Annotated in this window: 12 protein-coding genes; 6 read left to right on the top strand and 6 right to left on the bottom strand. The window is 63.9% G+C overall.

What is annotated here, in order from left to right; genetic code table 11:
- Window positions 1-31 precede the first annotated feature (31 nt).
- Entirely contained in the window at window positions 32-1066 is a 1035-nt protein-coding gene (locus J3U95_RS15820; RefSeq protein WP_229519880.1) for a type II asparaginase, read from the top strand.
- Between the two features lie 42 nt (window positions 1067-1108).
- Here the strand turns inward: J3U95_RS15820 and J3U95_RS15815 are convergent, their stop codons facing one another.
- On the bottom strand, window positions 1109-2983 hold the full coding sequence (locus tag J3U95_RS15815; RefSeq protein ID WP_208279587.1) for an ABCB family ABC transporter ATP-binding protein/permease: 1875 nt from the start codon (window positions 2981-2983) through the stop codon (window positions 1109-1111).
- A gap of 62 nt (window positions 2984-3045) precedes the next feature.
- On the opposite strand from J3U95_RS15815, the gene J3U95_RS15810 reads away from it, so the two are divergent.
- Window positions 3046-3489 (top strand): acyl-CoA thioesterase, encoded by a 444-nt coding sequence (locus J3U95_RS15810; RefSeq protein ID WP_071361140.1) that lies wholly within the window; start codon window positions 3046-3048, stop codon window positions 3487-3489.
- 32 nt (window positions 3490-3521) lie between these two features.
- On the opposite strand, the gene J3U95_RS15805 is transcribed toward J3U95_RS15810, so the two are convergent.
- From J3U95_RS15805 to J3U95_RS15790, 4 genes are all read right to left on the bottom strand, one after another.
- Entirely contained in the window at window positions 3522-5204 is a 1683-nt protein-coding gene (locus J3U95_RS15805; RefSeq protein ID WP_208279585.1) for a long-chain-fatty-acid--CoA ligase, read from the bottom strand.
- An 85-nt stretch (window positions 5205-5289) separates the two neighbouring features.
- The gene (locus tag J3U95_RS15800; protein ID WP_208279583.1) at window positions 5290-6981 is read right to left on the bottom strand and encodes a long-chain-fatty-acid--CoA ligase; all 1692 of its coding nucleotides are present in this window, start codon (window positions 6979-6981) and stop codon (window positions 5290-5292) included.
- Between the two features lie 161 nt (window positions 6982-7142).
- Complete coding sequence (locus J3U95_RS15795; protein WP_208279780.1) at window positions 7143-8219, bottom strand: aminopeptidase; 1077 nt, start codon at window positions 8217-8219, stop codon at window positions 7143-7145.
- A 25-nt stretch (window positions 8220-8244) separates the two neighbouring features.
- On the bottom strand, window positions 8245-10347 hold the full coding sequence (locus J3U95_RS15790) for a molybdopterin-containing oxidoreductase family protein (protein WP_208279581.1): 2103 nt from the start codon (window positions 10345-10347) through the stop codon (window positions 8245-8247).
- A gap of 174 nt (window positions 10348-10521) precedes the next feature.
- On the opposite strand from J3U95_RS15790, the gene J3U95_RS15785 reads away from it, so the two are divergent.
- The gene (locus J3U95_RS15785; protein WP_208279579.1) at window positions 10522-11715 is read left to right on the top strand and encodes a M20 aminoacylase family protein; all 1194 of its coding nucleotides are present in this window, start codon (window positions 10522-10524) and stop codon (window positions 11713-11715) included.
- 3 nt (window positions 11716-11718) lie between these two features.
- Here J3U95_RS15785 and J3U95_RS15780 read toward each other — a convergent pair whose 3' ends face one another.
- Window positions 11719-12429: a suppressor of fused domain protein gene (locus tag J3U95_RS15780; RefSeq protein WP_229519875.1), complete on the bottom strand. Its 711-nt coding sequence runs from the start codon at window positions 12427-12429 to the stop codon at window positions 11719-11721.
- Between the two features lie 140 nt (window positions 12430-12569).
- On the opposite strand from J3U95_RS15780, the gene J3U95_RS15775 reads away from it, so the two are divergent.
- The 3 genes from J3U95_RS15775 to J3U95_RS15765 all read left to right on the top strand — a co-directional run bounded on the left by J3U95_RS15775 (window position 12570) and on the right by J3U95_RS15765 (window position 18641).
- On the top strand, window positions 12570-13133 hold the full coding sequence (locus tag J3U95_RS15775; RefSeq protein WP_208279577.1) for an acyloxyacyl hydrolase: 564 nt from the start codon (window positions 12570-12572) through the stop codon (window positions 13131-13133).
- Window positions 13134-13250: 117 nt separating this feature from the next.
- A complete protein-coding gene (locus J3U95_RS15770) occupies window positions 13251-14693 on the top strand; it encodes a DHA2 family efflux MFS transporter permease subunit (protein WP_208279575.1) in 1443 nt (480 codons plus the stop codon).
- A 267-nt stretch (window positions 14694-14960) separates the two neighbouring features.
- On the top strand, window positions 14961-18641 hold the full coding sequence (locus J3U95_RS15765; RefSeq protein WP_370662078.1) for a TonB-dependent receptor: 3681 nt from the start codon (window positions 14961-14963) through the stop codon (window positions 18639-18641).
- Window positions 18642-18778 lie beyond the last annotated feature (137 nt).

Raw genomic sequence — 18778 nt, 5'->3', positions numbered from 1 at the left:
CCAAGCCGTACGCACCATGCTGTGCGGCTTTATGTTCATGTTCGCGGCCGCAGCCGTGCAAGCCCAGACGGCAAAGCTGCCGAACGTGACCATCCTCGCCACCGGCGGCACCATCGCCGGCACCGGCGCCACCAGCACCACCACGGTCGGCTACACCGCCGCCACCGTGGGCGTGCAATCGCTGATCGCGGCGGTGCCCGAGATCGCCAAGGTGGCGAATGTCACCGGCGAGCAGGTGTTCCAGATCGCCAGCGAGAACATCAGCGACGCGCAATGGCTGCAACTTGCCAAGCGCGTCAACGTGCTGCTGGCGCAGCCGAACGTGGACGGCATCGTGATCACCCACGGCACCGACACGCTGGAAGAAACGGCGTATTTCCTGCACCTGACGGTCAAGAGCAGGAAGCCGGTGGTGCTGGTCGGTTCGATGCGGCCGTCGACCGCGCTGTCGGCCGATGGCCCGATCAACCTGTACAACGCGGTGCGCCTGGCCGGCACGCCGGAGGCGGCGGACCGCGGCGTGCTGGTGGCGATGAACGACCAGATCCATTCGGCGCGCGACGTCACCAAGGCCAACACCACCACGACCGACACCTTCCGTACCTCGGAACTGGGCGTGATCGGCTACATCCAGGGCGGCAAGCCGTTCTTCTACCGTAACGTGGGGCGCAAGCACACGCTGGACACCGAGTTCGACGTGAGCAAACTCGATGCGCTGCCGCAGGTCGACGTGGCCTATGCGTATGCGAACGTGGGCGACGTCGCCGTGAATGCGCTGGTCGCGGCCGGCGCCAGGGGGCTGGTGCATGCGGGCGTGGGCAACGGCAGCCTGCCGGCGAAAATCAGGCCGGCGCTGGTCAAGGCGCGCAAGGACGGCGTCGTGATCGTGCGCGCGAGCCGCGTCGGCCAGGGCATCGTGGCGCGCAATGGCGAGGCCAATGACGACGAGCTGGACTTCGTGGTGGCCGATACCCTGAGCCCGCAGAAGGCGCGCATTCTCCTGATGCTGGCGTTGACCAGGACGACCGATACCAAGAACATCCAGCGGATGTTCTATACGTATTAATCACGGGCCGGTTGGACGCGTCGGCGGGAGAACCCGCCGACCCTACGTAGGGTTGGCGGCTATGCCGCCGACGCGTTCAACGGAATCCAACTCCAGCGGCGGCGACGCCACATCCTCATCCGGCCGCGCCAGCTGCCGTTCCCACATCTGCGCGTACAGGCCCTGCGCCGCCAGCAGAGAATAGTGCGTGCCGCGCTCGACGATCCTGCCGTGGTCGAGCACGATGATCTGCTGCGCATCGGCGATCGTCGACAGGCGGTGCGCGATCACCAGGGTCGTGCGGTTCTTCGCGATCTCCTTCAATTGCGCCTGGATCGCCTGCTCCGAGCGCGAATCGAGGGCCGACGTGGCCTCGTCGAAAATCAGGATCGCCGGGTCCTTGAGCAGGGTGCGCGCGATCGCCACCCGCTGCTTTTCGCCGCCCGACAGTTTCAGGCCGCGCTCGCCCACCATGCTCCCGTAGCCGTCCGGCAGGCTCTCGATGAAGTCGTGGATCGACGCCGCGCGCGCGGCCGCCACGATGTCGTCACGGCTGGCGCCGGGCCGGCCATAGGCGATGTTGTGTTCGATCGTGTCGTTGAACAGCACCGTGTCCTGCGGCACAATGCCGATCGCGGCGCGCAGCGAGTCCTGGGTGATGTCGCGCAGGTCCTGGCCATCGATGCGGATCGCGCCGCCATTCACGTCGTAGAAGCGGAACAGCAGCCGCGACAGGGTCGACTTGCCCGAGCCGCTGTGCCCCACCACCGCGGTCGTGGTCCCGGCGGGAATCGTGAAGTCGACGTCGAACAGGATCTGCCGCTTGGCTTCGTAGCTGAACTCGACGTGCGAGAACGCGACCTCGGCGCCCTTCGTCACCAGCGGCTGGGCCTTGGGGCTGTCGGCCACTTCGCGGTTCTGGTCCAGCAGCCCGAACAGGCGCTCCATGTCGGCCAGGCTTTGCTTGATCTCGCGGTAGATCACGCCCAGGAAGTTGAGCGGCACATACAGCTGGATCATGAAGGTATTGACCAGCACCAGGTCGCCCAGGGTCATGGTGCCGGCGATGACGCCCTCGATTGCGCGCCACAGGATCAGGGTGACCGCGGTGGCGATGATCAGGGACTGGCCGGTATTCAGGAACGACAAGGAGGTCTGCGAGCGCACGCCGGCGTTCTCGTAGTTCTTGAGGCCTTCGTCGTAGCGGCGCGCCTCGTAGTCCTCGTTGCCGAAGTACTTGACGGTCTCGTAGTTGAGCAGCGAGTCGATCGCCTTGGTCGAGGCTTTTGACTCCAGCTCGTTCATCGTACGCCGGAAGTGCGTGCGCCACTCGGTCACGACCACCGTGAAGGTGATGTAGGACGTCAGCGCCACCGCGGTGATGATGGTGAACCAGATATCGTAGTGGAACACCAGGTAGGCCAGCACCAGCGAGATCTCGACCAGCGTCGGCACGATGCTGAACAGCGAATACGAGATCAGGGTATTCACGCCGCGCGTGCCGCGCTCGATGTCGCGCGTCATGCCGCCGGTCTGGCGGTTCAGGTGGAAGCGCAGCGACAGCGCGTGCAGGTGGCGGAACACCTTGAGCGCGATGGTGCGCACCGCGCGCTGGGTCACGCGCGCGAACAGGAACTCGCGCAACTCGGTGAAGACCGTCATCGACAGGCGCAGCAGGCCGTAGCCGACCAGCAACCCGAGCGGCAGCACCAGCAGCGCATGCGGGTGCGCCGGGTCGATCGCCAGGCCGTCGATGATCTTCTTGAGCACCAGCGGCACGCCGACGTTGGCCAGTTTTGCGCCGACCAGCGCGGCCATGGCGGCCATCACCCGCCACTTGTAGACCCACAGGTAGGGGAACAGCGTTTTGAGGGTGGCCCAGTCGTTGCGGGGACCGGCTTTGGGATCGGGCGGGAGTGGAGCGGAGTTGCGGCGCATGACGGGGCTTCGGGATTTATGGTTCAATTCGGGTCGATTGTAGCTTTTACCGAGAATTCACGATGACCACGCCCGAAAACACCGTCACCACGCCCACCACCGTCCGCCTCCCCGCAGGCAAGATGCCGGAACTGCGCGTCATGCCCGCCCCGTCCGACGCCAATGTGTACGGCGACGTGTTCGGCGGCTGGATCATGGCCCAGGTCGACCTGGCCGGCTCGCTGCCGGCCACCCGCCGCGCCAATGGCCGCGTGGCGACCATCGCCGTCAACTCCTTCCTGTTCAAGAACCCGGTGTTCGTGGGCGACCTGCTGTCGTTCTATGCCGACATCACCAAGGTCGGCAACACCTCGGTCACCGTCTTCGTCGAGGTGTACGCCGAGCGCAACCGCCTGGCGGCCGAGGTGGTCAAGGTGACCGAGGCGACGCTGACCTATGTCGCCACCGGCCCTGACCGCAAGCCGCGCCAGCTGCCGCCGCTCGAATCGCTGGTGGCGCACCGGTAAGAAAAAGGCCGCCGGATCGGCGGCCTTGAGCATCAGGCAGTCTTCTTCTCGTCCCGCAGTTCGCGCCGCAGGATCTTGCCGACGTTCGTCTTCGGCAGGGTCTCGCGGAATTCGATGAACTTGGGTCGCTTGTAGCCGGTCAGCTGTTCCTTGCAGAACTCCTTGAGCTGTTCGGTGGTGAGGTCGGCGTCCTTCTTCACCACGTACAGCTTGACGGCCTCGCCCGAGTTCTGGTCCGGCACGCCCACGCACGCCACTTCCAGCACGCCCGGGTGCGCGGCCACCACGCCCTCCACTTCGTTCGGATAGACGTTGAAGCCCGACACCAGGATCATGTCCTTCTTGCGGTCGACGATGCGGGTATAGCCCTTGTCGTCCATGATGCCGATGTCGCCGGTCTTGAAGAAGCCGTCGGCGGTCATGACCTTGGCCGTCTCGTCGTCGCGCTGCCAGTAGCCGGCCATCACCTGCGGGCCGCGCACGGCGATCTCGCCGGCGGTGCCGAACGGGACTTCGTTGCCCGCTTCGTCCAGGATGCGCAGCTCGGTCGACGGCAGCGGCAGGCCGATGGTGCCCGTGAAATCGGTGATGTCGCAGCGGTTGGCGGTCACCACCGGCGAAGTCTCGGACAGGCCGTAGCCTTCGACGATCGGGATGCCGGTGGTCTTGAGCCATTTGTCGGCCACGGCCTTCTGCACCGCCATGCCGCCGCCCGGGCACACCATCAGGCCCGAGAAATCGAGCCTGGCGAAATCGTCGTTGTTGAGCAGGCCGTTGTACAGCGTGTTCACGGCCGGGAAAATATTGATGCGGTAGCCGCCGAGCTCCTTGATGAAACCCTTGATGTCGCGCGGGTTCGGGATCAACAGGTTCATGCCGCCGATGCGCAGGCCCAGCAGCGCGCAGACCGTGAGCGCATAGATGTGGTACAGCGGCAGCGCGCAGGCGAATTGCGGCTGTTCGCCGGACTTCAGCTTGCCGAGGGTCGGGGCGAACCAGGCCTCGTTCTGCAGCACGTTGGCGATCACGTGGCGGTGCAGCAGCACCGCGCCCTTCGACACGCCGGTGGTGCCGCCCGTGTACTGCAGGAAGGCGATGTCGTCGTGGCCGATCGCGACCGGCTTGAGGGTTTCGCGCGCGCCGTCGGCCAGCACCTTGTTGAAGCCGATCGCGCCCGGCAGCGAATAGGCCGGCACCATCTTCTTGACCTTGCGCACCACCAGGTTGACCAGCGTGCCTTTCAGGCCGCCCAGCAGGTCGCCCATGGTCGCCAAAACGATGTGCTTGACGCTCGTCTGGCGCACCACCTGCTCCAGCGTGTGGGCGAAGTTCTCGAGCACCACGATCGCCTCGGCGCCCGAGTCGACCAGCTGGTGCTGCAGCTCGCGCGGCGTGTACAGCGGGTTGACGTTGACGACCACGTAGCCGGCGCGCAGCACGGCGGCCAGCGCCACCGGATACTGCAGCACGTTGGGCAGCATGATCGCCACGCGCGCGCCCGGCTTCAGTCCACGCGCCTGCAGCCAGGCCGCCATGCGCTGCGACATCGCATCGAGCTCCGCGAACGTGATGGACTTGCCCATGCAGGCATAGGCCTTGCGGTCGGCGTACTTGCGAAACGCCTCCTCCAGCAAATGCGTCAGCGAGCGGTACTGGGTCGGATCGATTTCCGTCGCCACGCCGTTCTCGTACGACGAGAGCCAAAATTTGTCCATCTGTCCTGCCTTCCTTGTTGGTTCCAATAAAACGCGAAAGCCGCCCGACGGGGCGGCTTTCGCCGGGGTAGTCCCGTCACAATGCTTATGCCACCGTCTCCGCCTGCTTTTTCTCGTCCCTCAGCGCGCGCCTCAGGATCTTGCCGACGTTGGTCTTCGGCAGCTCGTCGCGGAATTCGATGTACTTCGGTCGCTTGTAGCCGGTGAACTGCTGCTTGCAGTAGTCCATCAGCTGCTCGGCCGTGAGGCCAGGGTCTTTCTTTACCACGAATACCTTGACCGCCTCGCCCGAATGGTCGTCCGGCACCCCGACCACGGCGCATTCGAGCACGCCCGCATGGCCGGCGATCACGCCTTCGAGCTCGTTCGGATAGACGTTGAAACCCGAGACCAGGATCATGTCCTTCTTGCGGTCGACGATCTTCACGAAGCCGGCGGTATCCATGATGCCGACGTCGCCCGAGCGGAAGAAGCCGTCGGCGGTCATCACCTTCGCGGTTTCGTCCGGCCGGTTCCAGTAGCCGGTCATCACCTGCGGGCCGCGGATGGCGATCTCGCCGATCTCGCCCGGCGCCATGTGGCGGCCTTCGTCGTCGATGATCGCGATGTCGGTCGACGGCACCGGCAGGCCGATGGTGCCGGTGAATTCGGTGCCGTCGGCGCGGTTGCAGGTGGCCACCGGCGAGGTCTCGGACAGGCCGTAGCCTTCGATGATGGCCACGCCGGTGATCTGGCGCCACTTGTCGGCCACGGGCTTTTGCACCGCCATGCCGCCGCCGTTGCAGACCCGCAGCGCCGAGAAGTCGAGGTGGGCGAAATCGGGATTGTTGGCCAGCGCGTTGTACAGCGTGTTCACCGCCGGCAGCATGTTGAAGCGGTATTTTGCCAGTTCCTTGACGAAGGCCGGGATGTCGCGCGGATTGACGATCAGGACGTTCAGGGCGCCCATGCGCATGCCCCACATCGCGCAGGCGGTGAGTGCGAAGATGTGGTACAGCGGCAGCGCGCACACGATCGTGACCTGCTCGCCGCCCGCCTCGCCCAGCGCCGGCTGCGACCATGCCTCGCTCTGCAGCACGTTGGCGATCACGTTGCGGTGGGTGAGCGTGGCACCCTTCGAGACGCCGGTGGTGCCGCCCGTGTACTGCAGGAAGGCGACGTCGTCGACCTTGAGCTCGGCCGGCTTGAACGGCATGCGCTCGCCCTGGGCCAGCGCGTCCTTGAAGGTGACCATGTTCTGCAGCGAGAACTCGGGCACCATCTTCTTGACGTTGCGGACCACGAAGTTGACCAGCATGCCCTTCACGCCGCCCAGCATCTCGCCCATGCTGGCCACCACCACATGGCGCAGCGGGGTCTTGCCCATCACCTTCTGCACGGTGTGGGCGAAGTTCTCCAGCACGATGATCGCTTCGCTGCCCGAATCGCTGATTTGATGTTCCAGTTCGCGCGCGGTGTACAGCGGATTGACGTTGACGACGCTGTAGCCGGCGCGCAGCACGGCGGCCAGCGCGATCGGATACTGCAGCACGTTCGGCATCATGATCGCCACGCGCGCGCCGGGGGCCAGGCCGCGGCTCTGCAGCCAGGCGGCCAGCCGCTTCGAATACATATCGAGTTCGCCGTAGGTGAGGAACTTGTCCATGCACACATAGGCTTTGCGGTCCGCGAACTTGCTGAAGGACTCTTCGAGCAAATGCACCAAGGAGCGGTATTGATCCGGATCAATCTCCGCCGGCACGCCTGGGGGATACGACTGCAGCCAAATTTTGTCCATCGCTCACCTCTGTCTCGATTTTTATCGTTCTGGTCGGGCGGCCGGAGGTGCTTGCCGGGCGCGCCTGCGCACGTGGCTTATAGGTTTGCCATCGCTGATGGTGATGCTATCGGGCAGCGCCCCTGTGCGCAAGCGGTTTTACCGCGATTGGAACCGGCCCTCTACGGCGACGCTCCCATGGTGCGCTGCACCACCAGCGTGCCCGGCGTGGCCGTCCCACCCAGGCGCTTGAGCACGCGATGACGCTCTTCCTTGTCGAGCTTGGCAAGTTGGTTGACGGCCTTGTAGAAGCCGCGCCACGTCTTCTCGCGGCGCAGCAAAACGCGAAACGCCGGCACGAAATCGTTATACGTCGCCACCGAGGCCAGGTGGGCATTCGACAGCGGTTCGGCGAAGAAGCGGTCGTAGCCGGCGTAGCCGCCCCAGTTCGCCTTGAGCACCTGGTAGTCGTCCTGCAGCGCCAGGAACAGGCGCGCCTTGGTGGCGCGCTTGACGCTGTCGGGCTCCATGCTCTTGTACGTACGTTCCAGCTCGCCGCGATAGCGCAGCAGCAGCGCCAGGAAGTCGCTCTTGCGGGTTTTATAGCGCTCGTATGCTTCGCTCATCTGGGGATTGCCGAAGCGCTCGAGCCAGGCTTCCACGCCGGCCTGCTCGACCGCGCTGGCAAAGGATTCGTTGAACTGCGAATCGCCCGCGACATAGACCACCTGGTGCGCCAGTTCATGGAAGATCAGGCGCGCCAGCTCGGCGTCCGGATAATTGATGAAGGTCGACATCAGGGGATCGCTGAACCAGCCCAGGGTCGAATAGGCGCTCACGCCCCCGACCTCGACGTCGTTGCCCTGCGCGCGCAGTTTCTTTGCATACGCCTGGGCCTCGGCCTTGCTGTAGTAGCCGCGATAGCTCACGCAGCCGGCCACCGGGAAGCACCACTGGATGGGCTTGAGCGACAGCTCGGGCGTGGCGACCACGTTCCACAACACGTAGGGCCGGCCGAGATTGGTGTAGTTGGTATAGCTGCCGTTGTCGGGCAGCTTCATTTCCTGGATGGCGAAGCGGCGGATCTGGCGCGCCGATTCGAGGCGGTGGCGCAGCTTGACGTTGGTGTTGCTATCGGCGATCCAGTCGTCGATCGGTCGCGCATTGGTCAGCAATTGCAGCTGGCCTTGCGCGGCCTGGGTGTAGTAGGAGAGGGATGAGCAGCTTGACAACATGAGGGCCGCGGCTGCCGCGACCATGACTGGCTTGAAGGCCTGGGAAAATCTAGAGGGTTTCATCTCGCGTCAAGGGTGCAGCTCTTTCGACCTGCACGAGGGTGTCGTAGAAAGTGGGCGCCCGGCCCATGTCGGTCAAACGCTGGCTGGTGACTTCATTGGCGTTCTTGCCGTCGCTGGCGAGTTTCTTCCACCAGACTGACAAGCCCACCACCAATCCAGCACGCGCCTTGTCGGTCACGCGTGCGCGGGCGATGAACGAACCGCGGTCGTTAAAAATACGCGCCATGTCACCGTGGGCGATGCCGCGTGCCGCAGCGTCGTTCGGGTGGATGTCGAGGTGCGGTTCGCCCTCAGTTGCGCGCAAGCTCTTTACATTGACAAACGTCGAGTTGAGGAAGTTCCGTGCCGGCGGAGAAATCATCGCCAGCGGGTACTTTTCGGCCAAGTCAGGGTTAGAAGCAACAGACTCGTAAGGCGGAATATAAGTGGGCACCGGATCGAGCCCATCGGCCAGCATGCTCTCGGAGAAGAACTCGCACTTGCCGGACGGGGTCGTGAAACCGCCCTCGGCGAAAGGCGCGGCCGGCATGTTCAGCTTTTTCCAGCCGCTGCGCTTGAGCGAATCCCAGTCGAAGTGGATCGCGCGCGCATCGCTTTTATTGAAGGCCTGGGCCGCGATCTCGTCGTCGCTCTCCTGGAAGCACGGGTCGTCGTAACCCATGCGCGCCGCCAGCAGGCGGAAGAATTCGGTGTTCGGCTTCGATTCGCCGATGGGGGCGATGGCGGCATTATTCGCCATCATGTACAGGTGGCCATAGGCCAGGTGCGCATCGACGTGCTCGAGCTGGGTGGTGGCCGGCAGCAGGATGTCGGCATAGTCGGCGCTATCGGTGTGGAAGTGCTCGAGCACCACGGTGAACAGGTCTTCGCGCTCGAAGCCCTGCTGCACCTTGCGCGAATCGGGCGCGATCGCCAGCGGATTGGCGTTGTAGACGATGACGGCCTCGATCTTCGGGCCGAACTCGGGCGACGCCTCCCTGAGCAGGTCGTCGCCGATGGTGGTCATATTGATCGTGCGCGGCGTGCGGCCCCCCAAGAGATCCGGGCGCTGCAAGGCCGGGCGGTTGGTCGGGAACGACGCCGAGGTCGACAGCTGGATGCCGCCGGCCGGCAGGCGCCAGGCGCCCACCAGCGCCGGCAGGCAGGTGATGTTGCGCACCGCCATGCCGCCGCCGCGCACGCGCTGGATGCCATAGTTGACGCGGATCGCGGCTGCATCGCCATTCTTGACGGTCTGCCCGTACAGGCGCGCCAGGTTGACCACTTCGTCGACCGTGATGCCGCAGGTTTGCGCGGTGCGTTCCGGCGTCCACTCGAGCGCGCGCGCCTTCAGGGGCTCGAAGCCCAGGGTGTATTGCTCGATATAGTCGTGGTCGAGCAGGTCTTCCTTGATCAGGACGTGCATCATGCCCAGCGCCAGCGCCGCGTCGGTGCCCGGCAACAGGGCGATGTGCTGATGGCATTTTTCTGCGGTCAGGGAGCGATAGGGATCGATCGCGATCAGCGTCGCGCCACGGCGCTTGGCCTCTTGCGCGCGCATCCAGAAATGCAGGTTGGATGCGATCGGGTTGCCGCCCCAGATCAGGATCAGCCTGGCGTCCTGGAACTCCTCGAGGTCGGTGCCGATCGAACTGCCGATGGTATAGCGATAACCGGTGGCGCCGGCGGTGGCGCAGATGGTGCGATCGAGCAGCGAGGCGCCCAGTTTATTAAAGAAGCGCAGCGACATCGATTCGCCCTGCACCAGGCCCATGGTGCCGCAGTAGCTGTAGGGCAGGATGGCTTGCGGGTCGCGCGCGGCGATCGGCTTCAGGCGACTGGCGATTTCATCGAGGGCTTCGTCCCAGCTGATGCGTTCGAATTTCCCTTCTCCCTTGCGGCCCACGCGGCGCATCGGATACAGCACGCGGTCCGGGTGATAGGTGCGCTCGACATAGCGCGACACCTTGGTGCACAACACCCCGGCCGTGGTCGGATGCTCCGGATCGCCCTTCACTTCTTTCGCGACACCGTCTTCGACTTTGACGAGGATGGCGCAGGTGTCGGGACAATCGTGGGGGCAGGTCGCACGGACGTGGGTAATGGTCATTTTCTTATGAGGCTACGGTGAAAAAACTGCGTGAATCCAATACTTTATCCGATTCCGGCAGGCTTCGTGACCTCCTCTGTCAAGTCTGTTTGAGGCACGCTACAATAGTTAAAACGATGCCATGCAAAGGCTGGACAGCGTGGTGACACATTCGCAAACAGCGAGGAGAACACGATGAAACTAGTGGAACCTATCCTGGCATCTCAAGCAGAGATCCAGGCCATCCGACGTGACCTGCATGCCCACCCGGAGCTGTGCTACGAAGAACACCGTACCGCCGAAATCGTTGCCGAACGCCTGAGCGCGTGGGGCATTCCCGTGGTGCGCGGCCTGGGCGTGACCGGCGTGGTCGGCATCATCAAGAACGGCACCTCGGAACGCGCGATCGGCCTGCGCGCCGACATGGACGCGCTGCCGATGCAGGAATTGAACGGCTTCGCGCATGCCTCGACCCACGCGGGCAAGATGCACGCCTGCGGCCATGACGGCCACACCGCGATGCTGCTCGGCGCCGCCCACTACCTGGCGCAGCACCGTAATTTCGACGGCACCGTGTACCTGATCTTCCAGCCGGCCGAGGAAGGCGGCGGCGGCGCGAAGCGCATGATCGACGACGGCCTGTTCGAGCGCTTCCCGATGGACGCCGTGTATGGCATGCACAATTGGCCAGGCATTCCGGAAGGGCATTTCGGCGTCGTCTCCGGCCCGATGATGGCCTCGAGTAACGAGTTCCGCGTGACCGTGCGCGGCAAGGGCGCGCACGCCGCGCAGCCGCATCGCGGCATCGATCCGGTGATGGTGGCGGTGCAGATCGCGCAAGCCTGGCAGACCATCGTCTCGCGCGAGAAGAACCCGCTGCACACCGCGGTGCTGTCGATCACGCAAATCCATGCCGGCAGCGCCACCAATATCATCCCCGATGAAGCCGAGCTGGTCGGCACGGTGCGCACCTTCACCACCGAAGTGCTCGACCTGGTCGAGCGCCGCATGCAGGAGATGGCGAATGGCATCGCGGCCGGCTTTGGCGCCAGCATCGACTTCGGTTTCAAGCGCAATTACCCGCCGCTGGTGAACCATCCGGAACAAACCGCGTTCGCGATCGAGGCGATGCGCGCGGTGGCGGGCGCGGCCCAGGTCAATGCCGATGTCGAGCCGACCATGGGCGCCGAGGACTTCGCCTTCATGCTGCAGGCCAAGCCTGGCTGCTATGTCTTCATCGGCAATGGCGAAGGCGACCACCGCGCCGGCGGCCATGGGCTCGGCCCTTGCCAGCTGCACAATGCCAGCTACGACTTCAACGACAACCTGCTGCCGATCGGCGCCAGCTACTGGGTGCGGCTGGCGGAGATGAGCCTGCCTGTGGCCTGAGGCTTAGAACAGCCCGAGGAATTTCTTCCGGGCCGTGTTCTTGCGCGCCGGGTCGACCACGTCGGTGACGTCGTACTCGTTGAACTTGTCGATCAGTTCCGCGAAGCCACGGCGGCGCGCCAGGTTCAGCTCTTCCTTGTAGAGCGGCACGACGCAGTGGAAATAGACGTCCTTGCCGTCGACCATGACCGAGTGGAATGGTTCCGGGCTCGATACCGGCGGCAGCACGACGGCGCCGCAGAAGCCGATGCCGGCGATGTACGGCTTGGCCGGGTTGCCGTTCGGCAGGGAGTGGCCGAGGCCGATCCAGGTACGCTCTTTATGCGGATAGTGCGCCAGGTGGCGCAGCAGGGCGACCGGCCAGTACCAGCGCTCGTCCTGCATCGCGGCCTCGTCCAGCTGCCAGTTCGCCGGCAGGGCCATCATGAGCTCGGCATAAGCCGGCGCGCCTTCCGGCACGTTCATTGGCTGCTTGCTCATGCCCGACGTCACCAGGCGCACATAGGGATAGGATTCGGTCGGCCCGATCACGTGGATGTCGACCTGGACGCCGTCGGCCTGGGTCTCGTGGAAGTACAGGGCGGGCTTGCCGAGATGGGCGGCGATATGCTCGCCCACCGGATCGTGCGGCAGCACCGCGGGTTCGGGCTGGCGCGCCATCGGAGCGGCGAGCGGGTACAGAGGAGCGATCGTGGGTTCGATTGGTTCGGCCATTGTTATTGATGTGGGTCGGTTGCGGCGGGCGTCTATGATACCTTCGCTACATGGTTGCGTGGCCGCCAGCACGCTATTGTTCTCGCTAGTACAATAGCGCATCAAACAAGAATGTCGCTTTTTCCTTTCCAAGGATAACCATGCTCACTACCAAGAAAATCGGCGCCCTGGCTGCTCTCTGCGCCGCGCTGTTCGCTCCGTTCGCCTCTGCCCAGTCCACCGTCGGCAATGGCTACATCGACTCGGCTTCGTTCGAAGTCGGCACCAACCCGCAGCAGCGCATGTACCGCATCGCGGTCCAGTCCGATTGGGACAAGCGCTGGTTCGCCGGCAACGGCCGTCACCTGTCGGGCTACTGGGAAGGCAACCTGGCCCTGTGGCGCCTGAATTCCTACGAGAACGTGCGCGGCCAGAACAAGAACATCGGCGTCATCGGCTTCACCCCGGTGTTCCGCTACCAGAATGACAACAAGCTCGGCCTGTATGGCGAGATCGGTATCGGCGTCAACCTGTTCTCGACCCTGTACAAGAACGAAGACAAGGAACTGTCGACCGCCTTCCAGTTCGGCGACCATATCGGCATCGGCTACACCACCCAGAAGTGGGACTTCGGCCTGAAGTACCAGCACTACTCGAACGCCAGCATCAAGAGCCCGAACGCGGGCGCCAACTGGTTCATCGCCAAGGCGGCTTACCGCTTCTGATGTCCACGATGCGCGCATGGGCCGGCAGCGGCCGGTCCATGGCGCGGCCGTCTTGCAGTTTGTGACACAATCGGGCCTCTGGCGGCCACTGCCGCCTGCCGTTTTCACGAGGCCCGATTGACCCCTTCGCCCACCCTCAAGCGCTATCTTCCCTGGCTCGTCGCGACCGCCCTGTTCATGGAGCAGCTCGATGCGACCATCGTCAATACCGCCATTCCGAGCATTGCCGCCAGCCTCGGCGTCACCCCGCTGAGCCTGAAATCGGTCGTCACCAGCTACATCCTCGGCCTTGCAGTCGGCATTCCCTTGAGCGGGTGGATGGCCGACCGCTTCGGCACCCGGCGCGTATTCTTCACGGCCATTGCCGTCTTCACCTTCGCATCGGTGCTGTGCGGGCTGTCAGTGAGCGCCCACATGATGACCGGCGCCCGGCTGCTGCAGGGACTGGGGGGCGCCATGATGATCCCGATCGGCCGCCTGTCGATCGTGCGCACCTTCCCCAAGAACGAGCTACTGGGGGCGATGAACTTCGTCATCATCCCTGCCCTGATCGGACCGCTGCTGGGGCCGACGGTCGGCGGCCTGATCGTGCACTGGACCTCGTGGCGCGTTATCTTCTTCGTCAATATCCCGGTTGGACTGGCTGCGCTGTATTTTGTCTGGCGCCATATGCCTGACTATCGCTCCGAACAGCGGCGTCCGCTCGATGTAGTTGGCCTGATCCTGTTCAGCAGCGGCACCGCCCTGCTGTCCTGGGTGCTGGAAGTGTTTGGCGAGCATACGCTCGATGGCATGACGGCCGGCCTGCTGTTCCTGCTGGCAATCGGCCTGCTGGGCGCCTATGCCTGGCATGCCTGCCGCATCAAGTTCCCGCTCTTGCGCCTGACCTTGCTCAAGGTGCGCACCTTCCGCATCGCCGTGCTCGGAGGCTTCCTCACCCGTCTCGGCGTCGGCGGCCTGCCCTTCCTGCTGCCGCTGCTGTACCAGCTCGGCCTGGGACTGCCGGCGTGGCAATCGGGCTTGCTGATGATGCCGGCCGCGCTGGCGGCGATGGGCATGAAGGTGTTCGCGCCCGGCTTGCTGGCGCGCTTCGGCTATCGCCGGGTGCTGCTGGTGAATACGATCATGATCGGCGTGACCATCGCGATGTTCACGCTGGTGGATGCCGGCACGCCGCTGGCGGTGATCGTCGGCATCGGCCTGATGCAGGGCTTCTTCAACTCGCTGCAGTTCTCGAGCATGAATACGCTGGCCTATGCCGACGTCGAGCCGGCCGATACCAGCATGGCCAGCACGATTTCCAGCTCGTTCCAGCAATTGTCGATGAGCTTTGGCCTGGCGGCCGGCTCGATCGTCACCGCCTGGTTCCTGGGCGGCGTATCGCAGACCAACCAGGGCCAGGTGACGCAGGCCCTGCACCATGGCTTCGCCGTCCTGGCGGTGCTGACCCTGCTCTCCTCGGCCGTGTTCTGGCGCCTGCGCCGCAACGATGGCGACAGCATCAGCCGCGGGCAAAGCGTGGCTCCGGCGGCCGAGCCGGTGACGGTGACGGCGCAGTAATTCAGGCGGGCGCAGCAAGGAGGCGCGCCGGCCGGCGCCGCCGCCGACAACTTATGGTGAGCGCATACCGCCGACTTTCCAGCGTAATCAACTCCGTGATTCTTTTCCGTAAGACATGCACTAGTGCATTAGCGGGCCGTAATCTGGCGATCCACAAAAAAGATTACGGAGACGAGAATGAACAGGCATACAGCAATGCATTGCCGTACACGGCGTCTGTCCGGTGCGGTTGCGATGGCGCTGGCTTCGCTTGCAACCGGCACACCAGTGCACGCGCAACAGGCCGGGCAAACGGAGCAGGATACGACGACAAGCAGTCCCGCCAGTGCCCCCACCACCGTACGCGTGGTGGGTACGCGGCAGGCCCAGGAAAGCGCGATCGGCAGGAAGAAAAAAGCCGACACCGCCCAGGATTCCATCGTGGCGGAAGACGTGGGCGCCTTCCCGGACCGGAACGTGGCGGATGCGATTTCCCGGATCGCCGGGGTGGCCGTGGACCGTGGCGACTTTGGTGAAGGAATCTCGGTCTCGATCCGGGGCAATGGTCCGGAACTGACCCGTGTGGAACTCGATGGACAGGGCGTACAGTCCGCTGGCGGCGCCGACCTGCTGGGCGGGATGAACGCCGGCTCGGACCAGGCCGGTGGACGCGCCGTCGAGATGCGCCAGCTGTCGTCCGACCTGATCAAGAGCGTGGACGTGGTGAAAGGCTCCACGGCCGACATGGTGGAAGGATCGCTTGGCGGCTCGGTGCGCATCACCACCCGGAATGGCCTGGACTTCAAGAAGGATTACCTGTCGATGCGTGTCGCGGGAATGCAGAACACGCTCAACGAGAAACTCAATCCCAACCTGAACCTCGTCGGCGTAAAAAAACTGATGAACGACCGGCTGGGCGTGCTGGTCAATCTTTCCAGGAGCAAGGTTGCCCAGGAGTCGCACTCGATCAACCAGGGCGGCAGCAGCAGTGCCGTCGGCGCCTATCGTCCGCTCGATTTCGACAACTCGCCGGAAAAAACGTTCTCGTTCCAACCGAATACCGTCAAACTGGACGATCCGCTGTCGACGACACCGCTGCTGACATCGAATCTCATCGGTGGCGGCACGTTCAATGCAGCCACACCGCAGGAAATCGTGGCCAAATCGGCCGCTGCGCAAACCAAGGCGGCGTGTTACCAGGCATTTCCATTGCTGACCGAAGCCCAGGCGAACGCCATCGTGGCTGGCGCCACCCGTACCAATGCGATCAACCAGCGCCAGACGGAGCTGCTGTCCTGCCTGGGGCAATGGAATGATTACGTGCCGAGCAGTACCCGCTACTTCGTGAATCGCCAGGACGAAGATCGCAACTCGGGCGACATCCGCCTGGATTTCAAGGTCAGCGACGGTCTGCAGGTCTACGTCAAGCACAGCCGCTCGTCACGCAATATCGTCTCGGAAGCGAGCAGCGCGGGCTATGGCGGCCCGGCCTTCAACGTCAACTCGGTCACCGGTCCGAATGGCTATATCGGCCCATCCTTTACCGACGCGGTGTCGACGACCCAGTTGCCGAACGGCGCATGGGCGACGCGAAACGTGGCCCTCGGGTCCGGCTATTTCCTGTATCCGGACCTGAGCTGGCGTGCCGGGGGCGCCGCCAACGGGTCGACGTCGAATATTGATCCGAACTCGGTCACGGTCGACGCGAACCACCATTTGAAGGGCTACACGATTGCCGATGGCGGTTTCGGTGTCGAAAACACCATGCTCAATATTCGGGAAAAATCGCGTTACACCCAGGCTGGCGGCACCTACAAGAATCGCTATGTATTCGCCGAGCTGTTGTTAGGCGATGCGCGCAGCGACTTCTCGCGCTACGAGCGGCGCGCCGGCCTGAGCGGCTACACGGGGCCCGTCCAGGCAACCTTGTTATCGAACGGTATCTGGGATTACAAGCCGACCGGGAGCTTCGACCCCAACAATCCCAACAACTACTTCGCGCTGCGGCCGCAGCCTGCGCTCGCCGCGTTCGCCGGCAGTGCATTCGCACCGGCGACGCCCGCCTATACCGCGGACCAGTTACCGCTGATCGATCCGGCGCGGACGCTGTCGCTGCAGAATGCGCGCATCAACGAGCAGACCGAGCGCACCGTGAAACTCGATGTGGCCTTCAACACCAGCGATTTCACCAATGGCTATCTGCCGCGCTTCAAGATCGGCTACAACCGCCGCAAGAGCGACTACTCGGCCTGGGGCACCGGCGGCATGACCGTCCAGGAACCCCAGGGCACCTGGGGGACGCCAGGCTATATTCCCGGCATTTACGTCCCCAACAAAAACCTGCGCACCACCTACCAGATTTGCGAAGACACCCCCGGCTCGCTGGGGGCAGGCGGGCGGCCATGTCAATACGGCTATACCCCCAATGCCGACCCGCGCGCCAACCTCGGCGGGACGATCCAGATCACCGCCGACCAGTTCCGGGACATTTTCGCGCAAGTCTATACGAAGCAGCCGACATCCCAGTTCTACGGTGGCGATCCCGATCGTCCGGCAGGGCTGATCAGCGGCTGGACCGAGATCGACATCGGCAAGCTCTATGACCTGCTCGGCGTACCGAACTACAACCTCGATTGCGTGAAATCCTGCGCCGGCAGCGACGGCCAGATGTATGCCCAGCCGATGAACAAGCTGGTGGAAACCGTCGATGCGGGCTACCTGATGACGGACTTCAGCCTGGACCGCATACCGTTCAGCGAACGTCCGCTGCCGTTCGGCATCGCCTTCGATGGCAACGTCGGCGTGCGCATCGTGCGCACCGGGGTGGTCGGCACCGGACAGCTGACCTTCCAGTCGACGGTGAAGAACCCGAGCTTCAATCCCGCCGACCCGGAGAATGCCAACGGTGTGACGACGGCGATCTACCGCCGGGATACCGAGATCTCGGACGTCAGCACCGACTACCTGCCCTCGATCAACCTGAACACCTGGTTCCTGCCCAACGAACTCGTACTGCGCTACAACTGGGGCAAGACCGTCGCACGTCCGCCCGGCGGTCGCCTGATCCCGAGCGGCACCTGCTTCTACGACGAGCGCTTCACCGACCAGCTCGATGCGGACGGCGAGCCTCGCGCGCAATATTGCTCCGGCACCATGGGCAATCCGTCGCTGGAGCCGATGACTAACCACAACCAGAACCTGTCGCTCGAGTGGTATCCCAACAAGAACTACATGCTCGCCGGCGCCGTCTACCGGCAGGAGGGCGTCATCGGTGCACCGACGCTGATCGAGGCGGTCAGTGCGGCCGCGCTGTTTGCCGGCTCGGACCAGGTGGACGGCCAGACCGGCAAGCCGCTGGCAGACCAGCAGTTCGACTACCGTCGCTGGATCAATCAATTGCCGAACACCCGCACGGGCTACGAGGTATCGGGGAAGGCCGCATTCACCTTCCTGCCGTGGTATCTGCGCTATCTTGGCGTGGACGCCAACTACACGCGCAACAAGTCCAAGCTGACCGGGACCGCCGTGCGCGACCTGCTGACCGGTGCCGTCATGCCGGTGGCCGGCGAGCCCCACCATTCCTGGAATGCGTCGCTGTGGTATGACGATGGCAAATTATCGGCCAGGGTGGCGGTGCAGTTCGTGGCCGAGAAGTTCAATTGCATATCGGGGTGTAATTCGACCGCTATCAACAATTATCCGGCGCAGGGGCTGACCACTGTTCGCAATCCGGTATATGCGCCCGGGGCGCCGAGCTTCCGGCTGGGGACTCGGTATATCGATGCGAAAATCGGGTATCGGGTCAATCAGAATATCGAATTGTTCCTCGAGGGGCGCAATCTCGGACGGATTCATACGGGGAACACGACGGGGGGATTTGCGCAGTTTGCGGATGGGACGCCGAATGTGTACACCGATGCGTATGCGGGGGCGACGTATATGGCGGGGGTGAATTTCAGGTTCGAGTGAAGGCGGGCACGGTTAAAGCAAAAAACCCCACCGAGATCACTCGATGGGGTTTTTCTTATAACTAGCCTGACGATAACCTACTTTCACACTGGTTGCAGCACTATCATCGGCGCAAAGTCGTTTCACGGTCCTGTTCG

The sequence above is a fragment of the Massilia oculi genome (genome assembly GCF_017582745.1).
In the GTDB taxonomy this organism is placed as follows: Bacteria; Pseudomonadota; Gammaproteobacteria; order Burkholderiales; family Burkholderiaceae_D; genus Telluria; species Telluria oculi_A.
This window is presented reverse-complemented; position numbering and strand designations above follow the sequence as displayed.

What these genes read in the sequence shown, in the direction of transcription:
- J3U95_RS15805 (WP_208279585.1), bottom strand. Translation starts at nt 5,204, where the DNA reads ATGGACAAATTTTGGCTCTCGTCGTACGAGAACGGCGTGGCGACGGAA.
- J3U95_RS15790 (WP_208279581.1), bottom strand. Translation starts at nt 10,347, where the DNA reads ATGACCATTACCCACGTCCGTGCGACCTGCCCCCACGATTGTCCCGAC.
- J3U95_RS15785 (WP_208279579.1), top strand. Translation starts at nt 10,522, where the DNA reads ATGAAACTAGTGGAACCTATCCTGGCATCTCAAGCAGAGATCCAGGCC.
- J3U95_RS15800 (WP_208279583.1), bottom strand. Translation starts at nt 6,981, where the DNA reads ATGGACAAAATTTGGCTGCAGTCGTATCCCCCAGGCGTGCCGGCGGAG.
- J3U95_RS15780 (WP_229519875.1), bottom strand. Translation starts at nt 12,429, where the DNA reads ATGGCCGAACCAATCGAACCCACGATCGCTCCTCTGTACCCGCTCGCC.
- J3U95_RS15815 (WP_208279587.1), bottom strand. Translation starts at nt 2,983, where the DNA reads ATGCGCCGCAACTCCGCTCCACTCCCGCCCGATCCCAAAGCCGGTCCC.
- J3U95_RS15775 (WP_208279577.1), top strand. Translation starts at nt 12,570, where the DNA reads ATGCTCACTACCAAGAAAATCGGCGCCCTGGCTGCTCTCTGCGCCGCG.
- J3U95_RS15820 (WP_229519880.1), top strand. Translation starts at nt 32, where the DNA reads ATGTTCATGTTCGCGGCCGCAGCCGTGCAAGCCCAGACGGCAAAGCTG.
- J3U95_RS15795 (WP_208279780.1), bottom strand. Translation starts at nt 8,219, where the DNA reads ATGGTCGCGGCAGCCGCGGCCCTCATGTTGTCAAGCTGCTCATCCCTC.
- J3U95_RS15810 (WP_071361140.1), top strand. Translation starts at nt 3,046, where the DNA reads ATGACCACGCCCGAAAACACCGTCACCACGCCCACCACCGTCCGCCTC.